We start from the raw sequence: 15,305 nt of genomic DNA, 5'->3' as shown, positions 1-15,305 counted from the left end.
GTTCACGATCCAGCACTCGGGGAGATTGCGTGGAAGCACTCATCAATGGCATCAACGGCATCGTCTGGAGCAAGGCACTGATCTTCATGTGCCTGGGAGCAGGCGTCTACTTCACCGTCCGCACCCGTTTCATGCAGGTACGCGGGTTCGTGGAAATGATCCGCCTCACCGTGGGCGGGCAGAAGTCCGATGCCGGGGTGTCCTCGTTCCAGGCGCTGGCGATGTCGATGGCCGGGCGTATCGGCATCGGCAACATCGCCGGCGTCGCCACCGCCATCGCTTTCGGTGGGCCGGGCGCAATCTTCTGGATGTGGGTGATGGGGTTTCTCGGTGCGTCCACGTCGTACGTGGAATCGACGCTGGCGCAGATATACAAGATCAAGGATGCCGACGGCCGCTATCGCGGCGGCCCGGCGTACTACATAGAAAAGGCGATGGGGCTGAAGTGGTACGCGCTCACCTTCGCGGTGGCCACCATCATCGCCACCGGCTTCCTGATGCCGGGCGTGCAGGCCAACGCAATCGCCGACAGCGTCATCAACGCCTGCCGGGGCACCAGCCTGTGCGGTGCGATGGACGGGCAGTGGATGGGCCTGCCGATGCGCGATGCGGCCAAGCTGGGTATCGGCATCCTGGTGGCGAGCATGCTGGCGGTGATCATCTTCGGCGGCGTCAAGCGCATCGCCAACTTCGCCGAAATCGTGGTGCCGTTCATGGCGATGGGCTACATTCTGATGGCGCTGGTCATCATGGTGCTCAACGCCGAGCGCGTGCCGGGCATGTTCGCCACCATCTTCAGCAGCGCCTTCGGCAGCCACGCCGCGTTCGGTGCCTTGCTGGGGCTGGCGGTGGAATGGGGCGTCAAACGCGGCATCTACGCCAACGAAGCCGGGCAGGGCACCGGGCCGCATGCCGCGGCAGCGGCAGAGGTGTCGCATCCGGCCAAGCAGGGCTACGTGCAGGCGTTTGCGATCTACTTCGACACCATGATGGTGTGCACCGCCACCGCATTCCTGATCCTCACCACCGGCAAGTACAACGTGTACGCGCCCGACGGCGCCAAGCCCGGCCTGTACGCCGGCCTGAGCGGGGTGGAAGAAGGCCCCGGTTATGCGCAGGCGGCGGTGGAATCGGTGCTGCCGGGCTGGGGCGCGGGCTTCGTTGCGGTGGCGTTGTTCTTCTTCGCCTTCACCACCATCATGGCCTATTACTACATGGCCGAAACCAACCTGAGCTACATCAATGGCAACCGGCGCCGGCCGCTCACCGTGCTGCTGCTGCGCCTGGGCATCCTGGGCATGGTGATCTTCGGCGCGTTCCACAATGCGCAGCTGGCCTGGGCGCTGGGCGATATCGGCGTCGGCGTCATGGCCTGGCTCAACATCATCGCCATCCTGATCCTGCACAAGCCCGCCATGCTGGCCTTGAAGGACTACGAACGGCAAAAGCGCCAGGGGCTGGATCCGGTCTTCGATCCGGTCCGGCTTGGCATCAAGAACGCGGATTTCTGGACACAACGATGAAACAACATGATGGACGTGGCGCCCGGCCGCCACGCGACACCACCGGCAGCGGCGCTGCGCCGCTCAACCCGTGGGGCCGTGCGGCGCCACGCGCACCCGCGCCGGCTGCGCCGGCGGCACGCACCGCCGCTGCCGCACCGGCCGCTGCCAACGCCAACACCGCGCGCGAGCTGCGCCTGTACGGCATCAATGCGATCCAGGCGGTGTTCAAGGCGCGCCCGCAGGCGCTGCGCAAGATCTACCTGAGCGAAGCGCGCATCCCGCAGTTCAAGGCCTTGCTGGCCTGGTGCGTGGCGCAGCGTCTGGGTTACCGCGTGGTGGAAGACGCCGACCTCACCAAGCTGGCGTCCAGCACGCATCACGAAGGCATCGTGGCAGAAGTGTTGCGGGTGCCGCCGCAGCCGCTGCAGGAGTGGCTGGCGGCATTGCCGCAAGGCCCGGTGCTGGCGCTGTGGCTGGATGGCGTGGGCAACCCGCATAACTTCGGCGCGATCTTGCGCTCGTCGGCCCACTTTGGTGTGGCGGGCCTGCTGCTGCCGGCTGGCTCCACGCTGGGCTTGTCCGGTGCTGCGGCACGCGTGGCCGAAGGCGGTGCCGAAGCCGTGCCGCTGGTGCAACTGCCGGAGACGGCACTGGCGATGACGCAATTGCGTCAGGCCGGGTTTGCGGTGGCCGCCACGCTGGTCGAGGGTGGGCAGGATGTGTTTGCCGCCGCGTTGCCGCAGCGTCTGGTGTACGTGATGGGTGCCGAAAGCGAAGGCATGGACCGCCAGTTCGCCCGCGATTGCGATCTGCAGCTCTCCATCCACGGCAGCGGCAAGGTCGAAAGCCTCAACGTGGCCTCGGCCACCGCCGTGTTCCAGGCCGCCTGGCGCGCCCGCGTCAACCCCGGAGAACTGTGATGCGCCTGTCTGCCTGTTTGCTTGCCGCCAGCTGCATGCTGAGTGGCAGCGCGTCTGCTGCCGCGGCCACCGTTGCTGCAGCGCCGCCGGAAGTGCGTACCGATCATGGCGTGGTCCGCGGGCAATGGCAGGACGACGGCAGCGCGGTATTCCGTGCCATCCCCTTCGCCGCGCCGCCGCTGGGTGCGTTGCGCTGGCGCCCACCGCAGCCGGCGACCGCATGGACGCAGGTACGCGACGCCACGCAGGCGGCCACGCCGTGCGTGCAGCCCGCGCTGGGCTGGAACGACGCGATGGCCAGGCGCGGCAGCGAAGACTGCCTCTACGTCGAAGTGCAGACACCCACGCTGCAGCCGGCAGCCCCGTTGCCGGTATTTGTGTGGATTCATGGCGGCGCCAATGTGGCTGGCGGTGCCGACGGGCATCTGCCCACCAATCTTGTCGCGCAGAACATGCTGGTGGTGACGCTGCAATACCGGCTGGGCGCGCTGGGCTTCCTGTCGCTGCCGGAGCTGCGCGATGGCGACAACGAAGCGGCCGGCAACTACGCATTGCTCGACCAGATCGCCGCATTGCGCTGGGTGCGCGACAACATCGCGCAGTTCGGCGGCGACCCTGCACGGGTCACCATCGCCGGGCAGTCGGCCGGTGGCCAGGATGTGGGCTTGCTGATGCTCAGCCCGCTTGCGCGTGGCCTGTTTTCTGCAGCGATCGAACAAAGCGGTACCGCTGGTTTCGGGCTGCCGGCGCGCAGCCTGGAAGACAATCGCGCCTTGGGCGCTGCCATCGCCAAACGCGCCGGCATCGACGATGCGGCCACCCGTCTGAGCCAGTTGCGCGCGTTGCCGGTGGAGCAGTTGCTCAAGGCCGGGCAGGGTGTGGACGTGCCGGCCCTGGACGACGACGGCTATGTCTGGTTGCAAGCCGTCGTCGATGGGCGCGTGCTGCCGCGCGCACCGGCCCAATTGCTGGCCAGTGGCGCACAGGCCAAGGTGCCGCTGTTGATCGGTTACGTGGTGCAGGAGCTCACCTACGGTGGCGAGAAGGGCGCACAGGCGCGTCTGCGTCGCGACTATCCCGATCGCGCCGAGGCCGTGTTGCAGGCGCAACGCACGCATGCGGCGCAACGGGCCGAGCGCCAGGGCGATGCAGCGATGCAGCTGTCCACCGACCTCACCTTCCGCTGCCCGGCGGTGACTGTCGCGCAGCACCAGGCCGCACTGGGCGTGCCGGTGTGGCATTACGTGTTCGACACCGCCGCGCCGGGTGGGCAAGTGACCCACAGCGCCGAGCTGCCGTTCCTGTTCAAGAACCTGCCTATCGGGCAGCCACCGGTGAGCCTGCAACGGTATTGGGCGGCCTTCGTGCAGCGTGGCAATCCCAATGCCAAGGGCTTGCCCGCGTGGCCGGCATTCGCGCCGAAACATGCCGCGCTACAGTTCGATGCGCGCGGCGTGCAGCAGATCAAGGATGCGCGCCCGGCAGTGTGCGCAGGCGTGGACTTGCCGTAAGCCGGCGCCCATTGCCACGGCTGGCAAGCGGCGTGGTGCGTCCTTGCCGGCTGTGTGAAGCCGGCAAGGACAACCAGAAGACGTGGATGCGCGTGCCGTGGTGAGGCTTTCCATTGGGCATGCCAACAAACCACTGCCTCGCTGGCTGCATGCTGACGGGGTGACTGCAGTGCCGACGTTTCAGCATCTACCGCATAACCGCATGCCGGCCCATGTCGTGGCCGCCAGGCGAATGCGCGCGCTGCAGCGGTGCGCGCGTTCGCAACGACTCAGCGACTCAGCGACTCAGCGGGCGCAGCCCGGCCCGCCGAAGTAGATGCCGCCGCTCTGCATCTCCGGCGACAGGCTGGTGCGGGAAACGCCGGCGCCCAGTGCATACGGATAGCCGTAACCGGCGATCGCCAAGGTGTAGCACGACGGCTGCTCCACATTCAGCGATGACAACCGCTGTGCAGGCCGGGTGACCATGGTCGCATCGCGATAAAAGTGATTGGCCTGGAACGCGGCCTGCCGGTAGCCGGCCGATGCGAACCGCCCGCTGCCCATCGGTGCGCTGGGGCGACCATCCCAGGTGGAAATTTCGCCACCGGCCGAGATGAAGATGCTGGCGCTGCCATCGGCGATGTCGCCCGTATAGAGCTCGGCCTTGTAATAGCCGATCCATTCGCCATTCAAGCCGAACCACCAATAGCCGTCGGTATTGCGCTGGAATTCCACATGCAGCATGGCCTGCTTGCCGCCCGCGGTGCTGAAGCCGTCGGCTGGCGCGGCGCCGAGCACATTCGCCGTGCTGGTCTGCACGAAGTCGGCACAATCCAGGTTATGGCAACCGGTGCTGATGTAGCCATCCTGCGTGGAATAGATGAACAGGATCGGCGTGGTGCCCCAGCCTGCGCCAGGTTGGGTTTGCCAACCGGCTTCCAGGGTCTGGATCTGCCCTTGCGGGGTGTATCCCCCCAGCCAGATCTGGCTGATCGACTGCGCATCGTTGGCGCGCACGGACGGTACCCAGGTATTGAGGTCGGCACCGGCGCCGGTCACCGGCGAGCCGGCAGTGTCCAGGTAGATGGTGGAGTAGTAGTGCACCACCGACGCGGCATCCTGTGCGGCCGGTGCCAGTGCGGGGCGGTCAGGTGCGCTCGCACGCGGTGTGGTGCCGCGCAAGAACGCCTGCAGCGTTGCGTGTTGGCTCATCTCGGCCAGGCCGATGCGCTGCAACGGCACGCTGCCCGCGTCGCAGCGCTGCGCTGCGTCGAGTGAAGCGCCAGTGCTGACCCCGGCCGCAATAGTCGGTGGCAGGACAGGCACGCTGCCATCGCGCAACGCAGGCTGCTGCGCAAGCGGGATGCAGTCGAACACCTTGCCGCGCTGATGCACGCTGCGCAGCACGGTCAGGCCGTTGTAGCGATTGAACAGATACCGCTGCATCTGCGCGAAGTCCGCCGGGCCGCCGACCTTGGCGGTCACCGCGCGCGTGGCGTAGCTGAGCTGTGCCTGCGCGTCCAGGAATTGCTTGAACTCCTGCGTGACCGACGGAAATGCGCGCGATACCGCAGCCGCAGTACTGCGCGGCATGCCTGCACGCGGCTCGGGCGCAACACGTGCGGAGGCGGGCGTGTGCAGCAGCGGCGGCATCAGCGCATCGATACGTTGATCATCTGCAGCCGAGGTGGAGGGCGATAGCAGCGTGCCTGCGAAACTGGCGGGTGCTGCGGTGCAAATGGCAAGCGCAGCAACGACGCGGCCGATCGACATCGGTCGCTTTGAACGTAACGTCATGGGAGTGTTTCCTGGCGCCGGAATGAAACGGCCCCGCATGCGGCGAACCATGCAGGCCGCGCCATCACGTCGCAGGTCGAGCCGGAGGACAGCCGGCTCGACCTGCGGTGAAGGTGCGCGCATCCTAAAACGTATGCTTTGCAAAAATATCCGTATGCGTTGATTGCGTGACGCCAGGCACACGGCAAGCGCAATGCGCTAAGCGGATGTCCGCTGCACACGCGCGCCAGGCGATGTGCGGCGCGGTGCCGCTGCGCAACAGTGCGCACGATCACGCCCATGCAGCTGTAGTGTTGCTGAGATGCCGGGCTGCTATCGACCTGCCATTCGACAGGTCAAGCGCGATAGCGGGAGTGATCCTTGCACATCGCCGTCGTATCCCCATCCCCCTCTGCAGATGGCAAAGGGGGTGTCGCGGGCCCAGATCGCCGCGCTTATTTCTTCTGCAGCCGTACCGCCGCGCCGCCGTTTGCAGCCAGTTCCAGTTGCAGGCTGCTCTCACGGGTGAGCTTGCGGGTCTCGATGTGGACCTCGGTGGGCGCCTGGCCGTCGGCGTAGATCGTTGCGGTCCAGCTGCCCTTGCCCAGGAACGATAGCGGCAAGGTCAAGGTGCGTGGCTGCTCGTTGGTCATCGCGCCCACATACCAGTCCTTGCCGCTGCGCCGCGCCAGCGCGATGTGCTCGCCGATGGCGCCTTGCAGTGCACGGGTTTCGTCCCAGCTTGCCGGGACATCGCGCAGGAACTGCGCTGCCGGCACGTTTTCGTATTGTTCGGGGCTGTCGGCCACCACTGCGAACGGGCTCTCGTACACCACGTACATTGCCAGCTGCTGCGCGCGCGTGGTCATCACCTGCGGTGCGATGTGCTGCATCTTGAACTCGGCCGGGCGCACATTGCGGAAGCCGCCCGGTGTGTAGTCCATCGGCCCCAGCAACATGCGCGTGAACGGCAACGTGAGGTTATGCGTGGCGGTGATGCGCGTGGTCCACTTGTTGTATTCGGCGCCGAGCACGCCTTCCTGGGTCAGATAATTGGGATAGGTGCGGGTCAGGCCGGTGGGGTGATACGCACCGTGCAGATCGACCAACAGCTTGTGTTCGGCGGCCTTGCCCAGCAGGCGATGGTAGAAGTCCACCATCTGCTGGTCGTCGCGGTCCATGAAGTCGACCTTGATGCCCTTGATGCCGAGCTGCTGGTACCAGGCGAGTGCTTCGTCCATATGTGCGTCGAGCGCGCGCCAGTGCGCCCACAACCACAGCCCGACCTGACGCTGACGGGCGTAGCTGACCAGGCCCGGCAGATCGACTTGCTCCACCGGCCTGCGGATATCGGCATCGACGTTGTACTGGCCATCGCCGGTGCTGCCGACATACCAGCCGTCGTCGATCAACATGTACTGCAGTTTCAATTGCTGGGCGTGATCGATATAGCGCTGAATCGTGGCGGTATTCATGCCCGGATTGGCCACACCACTGGCCAGCGAGCCGGACCACCAATCCCACGCCGATTTGCCCGCGCGCACCCAGCTCACATCGAAGGCCGGCGGCGGGTTGAGTGCGGAAATCAGGTTGGATTCGATCAGGCTGGCCGGGTTATCGCCGAGCATGATCACCCGCCATGGGGTGGCGAAATCGCGGCCTTTGGCGTCGAAGCTGACCGCCAGCTTGGGGTTGTCCAGACGCGGCGACAACTTCGCCGATACGCCCAATCCGCCATCGGCGCGCCCGGTGAGATACAGGCCCGCGTAGTCGCGCAGATTCGCCTCGCCGATCGCCAGCGTGGTGCCGCGAGCGTCGGTCTGACACACCAGCGGCAACTCCAGCAGATTGTGCGGGCGCAATCTGGACGCGGCGATGGCGTCGTACTCGCCCTCGTGGCTGGTTCCGAAGCGACCCAGGTTCAAGGTCCAGCATGGGTAATCGCTCGGAAACGCAAAGCTGGTGAGCTCATTGCGAATCCGTACTTCACCGGCGTCGGGCAGCACATAACGCAGTGCAACGCCGTCGTCGTAGGCGCGCAACTCCACCGTGAGACGGCGTTGTTGCGGATCGGACAGCTGCACGCGCAATTGGCGGTAGTGGTCGCGCGCCTGACGCGTCTTGCCCACCGTCAAGGCAAACTGACTGTCATGCGTGTCGGTCGTGCTGCCCTGCAGCGTCATCGCCTTGCCGAGCGTATTGGCGCGGCCCAGATCCAGTCCAAGCGGGGCGTCGTCGAGCACGACTTTGTTGCGATACAGCACGCGATAGGTCGGCACGCCGCCGTCGCGCAGCGTGAATTCCACCTGCGTACGTGCATCGGGCGACTGCACCTGCAAACGTTGCGCAGCTGCAGGAAGCGCGATCGCACACAGCAATGCGCACGCCGCCGGTAATGCGGAATGGATCAGGTTTCGCATGAGTCCCTCCTCCTGGGAGCGCCAACCCTAACGCAGAACGGTTGTTGTCGGTATCCACCTGGGGTAACGTTACCTCGCACCATGGCCGCTGAAACAGGGGCGGCAGCCACGGGCGGCATCATTCGAAAGCAAGCGACACCACGACTGCGAGTCGTCTTGTCGGTTGCGTGCGAGTGATGTGCACCGTTGCTTGGCAGTAGAGCTTGGGAGAGGCCTCTAATGCTGATGGTTCGCAAGGCGTTCCGCCGTGGAGCGCTGTGGGTGGTGTGTGGTTGCATGGCCTGGGCTGCAGTGGAGGCTGCGCCCGCCGATGTGCAGTCGCCCGGTCCATACGATGTCCGCGTGCTGGCGGGCGGGATGGGGCTGGCAAAGAAGCTGGCCGCCGATGCGCCAGGGTTGGCTGCCGACGCGGACTGGAGCATCTCAGGCTGGGTGCGTCCCTCGCGTGCGAATGCCGGCCCGGCATTGATCGCCGGGATGGGCGATCCGAAATCGGCCGGGCGTTACTTCGCAATCGACAACGGCAGGCTCGCTTTCGTGCAGGGCGCAGATACGGTGTTGCGCAGCAAGCAGGCGCTGCCTGCAGGAACCTGGACGCAGGTGGCTGCGGTGGCGCGAGGTGGGCGGTTGACGGTGTACGCCAATGGCCGTCAGGTCGCCAGCGGTGCGATACGCCAGAGTGCGGTCGCGCCCGTGCTGATGTTCGGTCCGCGCGAGCAGCCCGCCGCCTATACGCAGCACTTCGGTGGCGAGATTGCCGGCTTTCTTGCGCATTCCGCTGCACTGGATGCGCCGGCCATTGCGCAGCTTGCGGCCAAGGCGCCGGATCAGGCCATGCAGCGTTTCGAAGACGCCTCGCCGGCCTGGCAGGTGCAGGTCAGGCAGATGGCTGGCCAGGTCGCACCGCAGGCGCCCGCAACGCTGCCGCGCAGTGCGGCGGCCTTCTCTGCGCCGGTGGCCAAGCCGGTACAACCGACGCCCGCGTTGCAGCCGCTGGATGCTGCGGCATGGCGGGTCGGTGCGTGGCAACTGGCTGCGGCACCGGAGCTGGGGCAGGCCACGGGCGCCAGCCTGTCGCGCGGTGATGACCACGGCGGCGCGGCCTGGCACGTGGCCACGGTGCCAGGCACGGTGCTCACCACGCTGGTCGATCGGGGCGTGTATCCGGACCCGGACATCGGTCTCAACAACATGGCCATTCCCGAGTCGCTGAGCCGGCAGGACTGGTGGTACCGCAGCCATTTCGATCTGCCTGCTGCAGCGCAGGGCAAGCGGCTGGAACTGCTGTTCAACGGCATCAACTATGCGGGCGAGGTCTGGGTCAACGGCACCCAGGTCGGGCGTACGCGCGGTGCGTTCGCACGCGGCCGCTTCGATGTCAGCAAGCAGCTCAAGGCTGGCCGCAACATCATCGCAGTGCGCGTCTCGCCGCCGCCGCATCCCGGCATCGCGCACGAGCAATCGATGACCGCAGGCGTGGGCGAGAATGGCGGTGTGCAGGCGCTGGATGGGCCGACCTTCATCGCCAGCGAAGGCTGGGACTGGATTCCGGCGGTACGCGACCGCAATGCCGGGCTGTGGCAGGACGTGCAGTTGCACGCCACCGGGCCGCTGGCGCTTGGCGACACCCGGGTGGTGACGACGCGGCTGGCTCCGGATCACCGGCGTGCCGAGCTCGAAATCAGCGTGCCATTGCGCAACGACAGTGCCGCGGCGGTGCAGGGCACCCTGCAACTGGCCATCGGCGAGGTGCGCATCCAGCGGCAGGTCAATGTGCCGGCCGGTGGTACCACGCTCACGCTCGGCGCAGCCGACACGCCGGAACTGGCGATTGCCAATCCGCGCCTGTGGTGGCCCAACGGCTATGGCGAGCCTGCGCTGTATACCTTGCAGGCCAGCGTCGAAGTGGCCGGTACGCCATCGGACACGCAGCAGCTGCGCTTCGGCATCCGCGAGGTCAGTTACGAGCTGTCGCTGTTCGACCAGGACGGTGCGCTGCGCCGCGTGCTGGTGGATTTCAACAAGGCACGTCAGCGTGGCGAACGCATTGTCGATGCCCGCCACAGTGCGATCCGCCCCGTGCCCGGCGGCGATGCGCAATCGTTCTATCCCGGCGCGCAGGCATCGCCGGCAGTCACGCCGCTGAGCGATGACGCACTGGCACCTTACCTGGCCATCCGCATCAATGGCGTGCGCATTGCCGTCAAGGGCGGCAACTGGGGCATGGACGACTGGCGCAAGCGCGTCTCGCGCGAGCGGCTGGAGCCGTACTTCCGCCTGCAGCGCGATGCGCATTTCAACGTGGTACGCAACTGGGTGGGGCAGAACACCGAAGCCAGCTTCTTCGAGCTGGCCGACGAATACGGCATGCTGGTCTTCAACGACTTCTGGCAGTCCACCCAGAACTACAACATGGAGCCGGCCGATGCGGCGCTGTTCCTGGACAACGCCTCCGAGGTGATCAGGCGCTTCCGCAACCACCCCTCCATCGTGCTGTGGTTCGGCCGCAACGAAGGGGTGCCCGCGCCCATCCTCAACGAAGGCCTGGATGCGCTGGTTGCCGAACTGGACGGCACGCGCTGGTACACCGGCAGTTCCAACCAGGTCAATCTGCAGGGCAGCGGCCCGTACAACTACCGCGAGCCGGTGGCCTACTTCAATGCGTTGGCGCAGGGCTTTTCGGTGGAGGTGGGCACGCCGTCGTTCTCCACGCTGGAGTCATTCAAGGCTTCGGTACCTGCAGCGCAGGACCAATGGCCCATCAGCGATGCCTGGGCGTATCATGACTGGCACCAGTCCGGTAACGGCGACACCGCCAGCTTCATGCGTTCGCTCACCGACAAGCTGGGTGCGCCCACCAGCCTGGAAGATTTCGAGCGCAAGGCGCAGTTGCTCAACTACGACACCCATCGCGCCATCTTCGAAGGCTTCAACGCGCAGCTGTGGACCAAGAACAGCGGGCGCCTGCTGTGGATGAGCCATCCGGCCTGGCCCAGCAACATGTGGCAGGTCTACAGCCACGACTACGACACCCACGCGGCCTACTACGGCGTGCGCAACGCGGCAGAGATGCTGCATGTGCAGATGAACCTGCCCGGCCATGAAGTGGTGGTAGTCAACAACGCCAGCGACCCGGTGCGCGGCCTGCGTGTGCGTGCAGAGATCTACGGCACCGACGGTACGTTGCTGCAGCAACGCGAACAGGCGGTGGACGCCGCGCCCGTTGCGGTCTCGGCACCGGTGCTGCAACTGGCGCCGCTGCTCAAGGACACCAACGGGCTGGGCTTTGTACGCCTGCAATTGCTCGATCGCGATGCGGTGGTGCGCTCGCGCAATTTCTACTGGGTGGCACGCGATGCGGCGGCCATGCGCGGCCTGGATGCGCTGGCGGCAGTGCCGGTGCAGCTCGGCACGCAGCTGCAGGACGGTGCGGAACCGGTGCTACGCGCGACCGTGCGCAACGCCTCGCAACAGGTGGCGCTCAACACCAAATTGACCCTGGTGGACGCGCAAGGCCAACGCATCCTGCCGGCGTACTACAGCGACAACTATCTGAGCCTGGTGCCGGGCGAGCAGCGCGAGGTGGAAATCCGTGGACCGTCTGCGGACACCCTGCGCAACGCCACGCTGCAAGTGCGCGGCTGGAATGTCGAACCATCAACTGGCGCTGCCAACGGGCTTCCGTAGCGGCACCAGCAAGTTGCCACGTCGTGCGCTTGCACGGCGTCTGCACTGACGCACCGATCGGCGCGTCAGCCATTACTGCATTGCCCCCCGGCATTGCCATTCGAAACGGTCGTGGATTGTCGTCATCCCTGGGAGGGGACCATGAACAAGCTGCATCGCAGTACCCGTCACACCCCGCTGGCCGCCGCGCTGGCGGCTGCACTCACACTGGTCGCGGCAACTGCCGCAGCGCAGGAAGCCGGCAGCACCGCCGGCGTCACCGATCTGGACAAGGTCATGGTCAAGGGCGTGCGCGGCGCGCAGGCCGAGGCCATCGAGAACAAGCGCACTGCCGCGCAGATCATCGACTCGATCTCCGCCGAAGACATCGGCAAGCTGCCCGACGTCACCATCACCGATTCGCTGCAGCGCGTGCCCGGCGTGCAGATCCGGCGCTCTGCGGGCGAGGGCTCGCAGCTCAATATCCGCGGCATGCCGCAGGTGCAGACCACGATGAACGGCGAGTTGTATCTGAGCGCTGGTGGCGGCGATCAGTTCGGCCAACCCAATATCGGACGTGCGCAACCGGACTTCGTCGACATTCCGCCAACGCTGTTCAGCGGCGTGGACGTGATCAAGTCGCCCACCGCCGCCGACCTGGATGGCGGCATCAGCGGCACGGTGTCGCTCAAGACGCGTCGCCCGTTCGATCTGCCCGAAGGCTGGACCTTCAGCGGCCAGGCCGAAGGCTCCTACGGCGACCGAGTGCAGGAACTCAACGAGTTGTACTCGGGCCTTGCCAGCTTCCGCACCGAGCGCTGGGGCGCGTTGCTGGCTGTGTCGTACTCCGATGCCACGCTGGAGAACAAGCACCCAAGCGTGTATTCCAACGGTGCGCAGAAATCCACCGAGCAGAACGTGGGCTTCGATTTCAACGGCGATGGCCGCATCGGCAGCAATACCGATCCGTCCAACCTGCCGCGCGACTATTTCTACAACTGGGTCGCCACCGAACTGGACAACCGCAGCACCGACCGCCAGCGCACCGGCGTCAACGGCTCGTTCCAGTTCAACATCAATGATTCGTGGACGGTATTGGCCGATGCGGCCTATACCAAGCTCGAAGACCACGACACCTCGGTGGCCGCACAGCTGCACACCGGTTGGGCGACCAATCAGTTGCAGCCAGGATCGGTGGTCGATTCCAACGGTGTGCTCGAATACGGCCAGTTCCGCTACAACCGCTTCCAGGCGCATTCGATGGCCGGTGTGGCCGATTCGGATTCGCTCAATACCAACCTGGAACTGCGCTTCGATGACGGCGGTCCGTTCCGTGCGTCGTTCCGTTGGGTGCATGGCGATGCGCAGCGTACCTACGACGAAGCGCGCGCCGATGCGGTGGTGACGCGCGGCGACCAGATCACGCGCGCCGGCGGCGTCACGCAATGGGCCAATGCCAACGGACTGCCGACGGTCGATGCTTCGGTGGATTTCCGCGGCACCTATCCGGCGGTCAACCTGGGCACCGATGTATCCAACCCGGACAACTGGCAGCTGATGTCCACGTGGGCACAGGGCAACAAGATCGAAGCGACGATGGACGCGTTCCGCGCCGACGGCACCTTCGAGTTCGATGAGGGCGTGGTGCGCGGCTTCCAGTTCGGCATTCGCTACGGCGAGCGTGAGGTCAAGCTGGATACCTATCGCTACCTGTCGCCGGTGTCGACCACATGCGCAGATCCCAATCGCTCGCTGTACTACTTCAAGGACCCGTTGATCGTCGACACCTGCAGCGGCGTCTCCGAAGCGCGTCTGCTGCCGTTCAACTCCATCCCCGGCTATTGGGCGTACTTCAACGACTTCGATCCGCTCAAGGTCACCGGCCTGGGCAGCCAGGGCTTGCCGGCGATCAACCCGCAGGTCATGAAGGACCCGGTGGGCTATCTCAACAGCCTGTACCCGGGCAACGTGGCCTACCAGCAGGCGGCAGACTCGTACAAGGTCACCGAAAAGAGCACCGCAGCGTACTTCCTTGCGAACCTGGAAGGTGGTATTGGCAGTGCGGTGCCGTGGACGGCCAACATCGGCGCGCGCATCGTGCAGACCAAGCTGGCGATCGATCAGTACCTGAGCAGCGGCAACGTGTTCATCGGCAACGTGGAATGGAACGGCGTCAGCCCGGCGATCGGCACCAATCGCCTGAACCGCCAGTACACCGATGTACTGCCTACCGCCAACCTGTCGCTGGATATCACCGATGCGCAGAAGCTGCGCTTTGCCTACAACAAGGCGGTGGCACGCCAGGATCTGCCCGATCTCGGCCGCGGCCTGGTGAGCTTTTACGCCGTCAATGGCACGCCGCCGCGCAACCCCGCGCTGCCGTCGGATGCAGTGCTGTTTCTCAATGGACGCTCTGGTAACCCGGATCTGGACCCGTACCGCGCCACCAACTACAACGCCTCGTGGGAGTGGTATTTCTCCGATGCTTCGTTGATCAGCGTGGGCGCGTTCCTGATCGATGTGAAGTCGTTCCCCACCACGGTGACCAACATCGAGCCGCAACCCGATGCCGACGGCGTGGTGCGGCTGGGTGGGCCGGTGGAACGCATCGTCAATGGCGGTGGCGGCAAGATCAAGGGCTTTGAAATCGGCTATCAGCAGGCCTTCGATTTCCTGCCGGGCTGGCTGAGCGGTTTCGGTACCAACATCAACTACACCTTCTCCGATGCCGATACCGACAACACCGACATCGAAGGCAACACGCTTCCGATCGGCGACAACTCCAAGCATCAGGCCAATGCGGTGCTGTGGTATCAAAAGGACAAGTTGCAGGCGCGTGTGGCCTACAACTGGCGCAGCAAGCGTTTCAGTCAGGTCAACAGCGGTGCCTGGGGCGATGAGCTGGCGATCTGGAACGACGATGTCGGCTACCTGGATGCCTCCTTCAGCTACGACGTCAACGATCATCTGACGCTGTACGCCCAGGCCACCAACCTCACCGGTGAAAGCGAGCGGCGTTACGCGCAGTGGACCAATCACTACTACGACCAGAACATCTTCGAGCGTCGTTATTACGCGGGCCTGCGTCTGCGCTTTTGATGTGATGTTTAGATGTGCGACACGGCGCACCTCTGCCTCGTGTCGCACATGATCTTCTGTTGTCCCTCTCCAAGCGGTCATTTCGCTTTCTTCCCGTCACCGGCGTGCCGGTGCTGTAAGACGCCCGACGGCAACGTTGGGCACCCTCCCATTCGGCTGCATCGTCGGGAAGCGATGCGGCCGTTTTTTTTGTGCGTAATGGCACATCCATTTGTGCAGTAATGCCTGCAGTTGAAATGTCGCTATGGACAGTCGTTGGATCTGTGCCCAAACGCAATGTTTGACGATTGCTTATGCCGGTTATGCGGCGTAGTTTCCGCATGGCGAACTTACCACCCCGTTCGCAGGCACAGCATTCCATGCTGATCGCTCAAACGCTCCCTGGAGATACTCCGCATATCACGGTGGCAATCGTCGCGACGATAA

7 protein-coding genes are annotated in these 15,305 nt (G+C 65.2%); 5 read left to right on the top strand and 2 right to left on the bottom strand.

Annotated features, from left to right (window positions below):
- The first annotated feature begins 29 nt into the window (after positions 1 to 29).
- The 3 genes from VZ068_RS16270 to VZ068_RS16260 are packed head-to-tail and all read left to right on the top strand — an operon-like array spanning position 30 to position 3,936.
- Positions 30 to 1,523: an alanine/glycine:cation symporter family protein gene (locus tag VZ068_RS16270; RefSeq protein ID WP_259156048.1), complete on the top strand. Its 1,494-nt coding sequence runs from the start codon at positions 30 to 32 to the stop codon at positions 1,521 to 1,523.
- Positions 1,520 to 2,425 carry a TrmH family RNA methyltransferase gene (locus VZ068_RS16265; RefSeq protein WP_259162459.1) on the top strand — a complete coding sequence of 302 codons (906 nt, stop codon included), beginning with the start codon at positions 1,520 to 1,522 and terminating at the stop codon, positions 2,423 to 2,425. The genes VZ068_RS16270 and VZ068_RS16265 overlap by 4 nt, the downstream gene beginning before the upstream one ends.
- Positions 2,422 to 3,936, top strand: coding sequence for a carboxylesterase family protein (locus tag VZ068_RS16260; protein ID WP_259156046.1), 1,515 nt, complete (start codon positions 2,422 to 2,424; stop codon positions 3,934 to 3,936). Before VZ068_RS16265 ends, VZ068_RS16260 begins: the two co-directional genes overlap by 4 nt.
- A gap of 285 nt (positions 3,937 to 4,221) precedes the next feature.
- Here the strand turns inward: VZ068_RS16260 and VZ068_RS16255 are convergent, their stop codons facing one another.
- Both VZ068_RS16255 and VZ068_RS16250 read right to left on the bottom strand, forming a co-directional pair.
- Positions 4,222 to 5,715: a neprosin family prolyl endopeptidase gene (locus VZ068_RS16255; protein WP_259156044.1), complete on the bottom strand. Its 1,494-nt coding sequence runs from the start codon at positions 5,713 to 5,715 to the stop codon at positions 4,222 to 4,224.
- A 434-nt stretch (positions 5,716 to 6,149) separates the two neighbouring features.
- Positions 6,150 to 8,114, bottom strand: coding sequence for a glycoside hydrolase family 97 protein (locus tag VZ068_RS16250; RefSeq protein WP_349655875.1), 1,965 nt, complete (start codon positions 8,112 to 8,114; stop codon positions 6,150 to 6,152).
- Between the two features lie 219 nt (positions 8,115 to 8,333).
- On the opposite strand from VZ068_RS16250, the gene VZ068_RS16245 reads away from it, so the two are divergent.
- Together VZ068_RS16245 and VZ068_RS16240 are read left to right on the top strand one after the other, a co-directional pair.
- Positions 8,334 to 11,801 carry a LamG-like jellyroll fold domain-containing protein gene (locus VZ068_RS16245; protein ID WP_349655874.1) on the top strand — a complete coding sequence of 1,156 codons (3,468 nt, stop codon included), beginning with the start codon at positions 8,334 to 8,336 and terminating at the stop codon, positions 11,799 to 11,801.
- Positions 11,802 to 11,942: 141 nt separating this feature from the next.
- A complete protein-coding gene (locus VZ068_RS16240) occupies positions 11,943 to 14,879 on the top strand; it encodes a TonB-dependent receptor (RefSeq protein WP_349655873.1) in 2,937 nt (978 codons plus the stop codon).
- Positions 14,880 to 15,305 lie beyond the last annotated feature (426 nt).

It is taken from the genome of Xanthomonas sp. 10-10, from assembly GCF_040182365.1.
GTDB classification, from domain to species: Bacteria; Pseudomonadota; Gammaproteobacteria; order Xanthomonadales; family Xanthomonadaceae; genus Xanthomonas; species Xanthomonas arboricola_F.
Note: the sequence above shows the minus strand (reverse complement) of the source record. Positions and strands in the feature narration are given on the sequence as shown.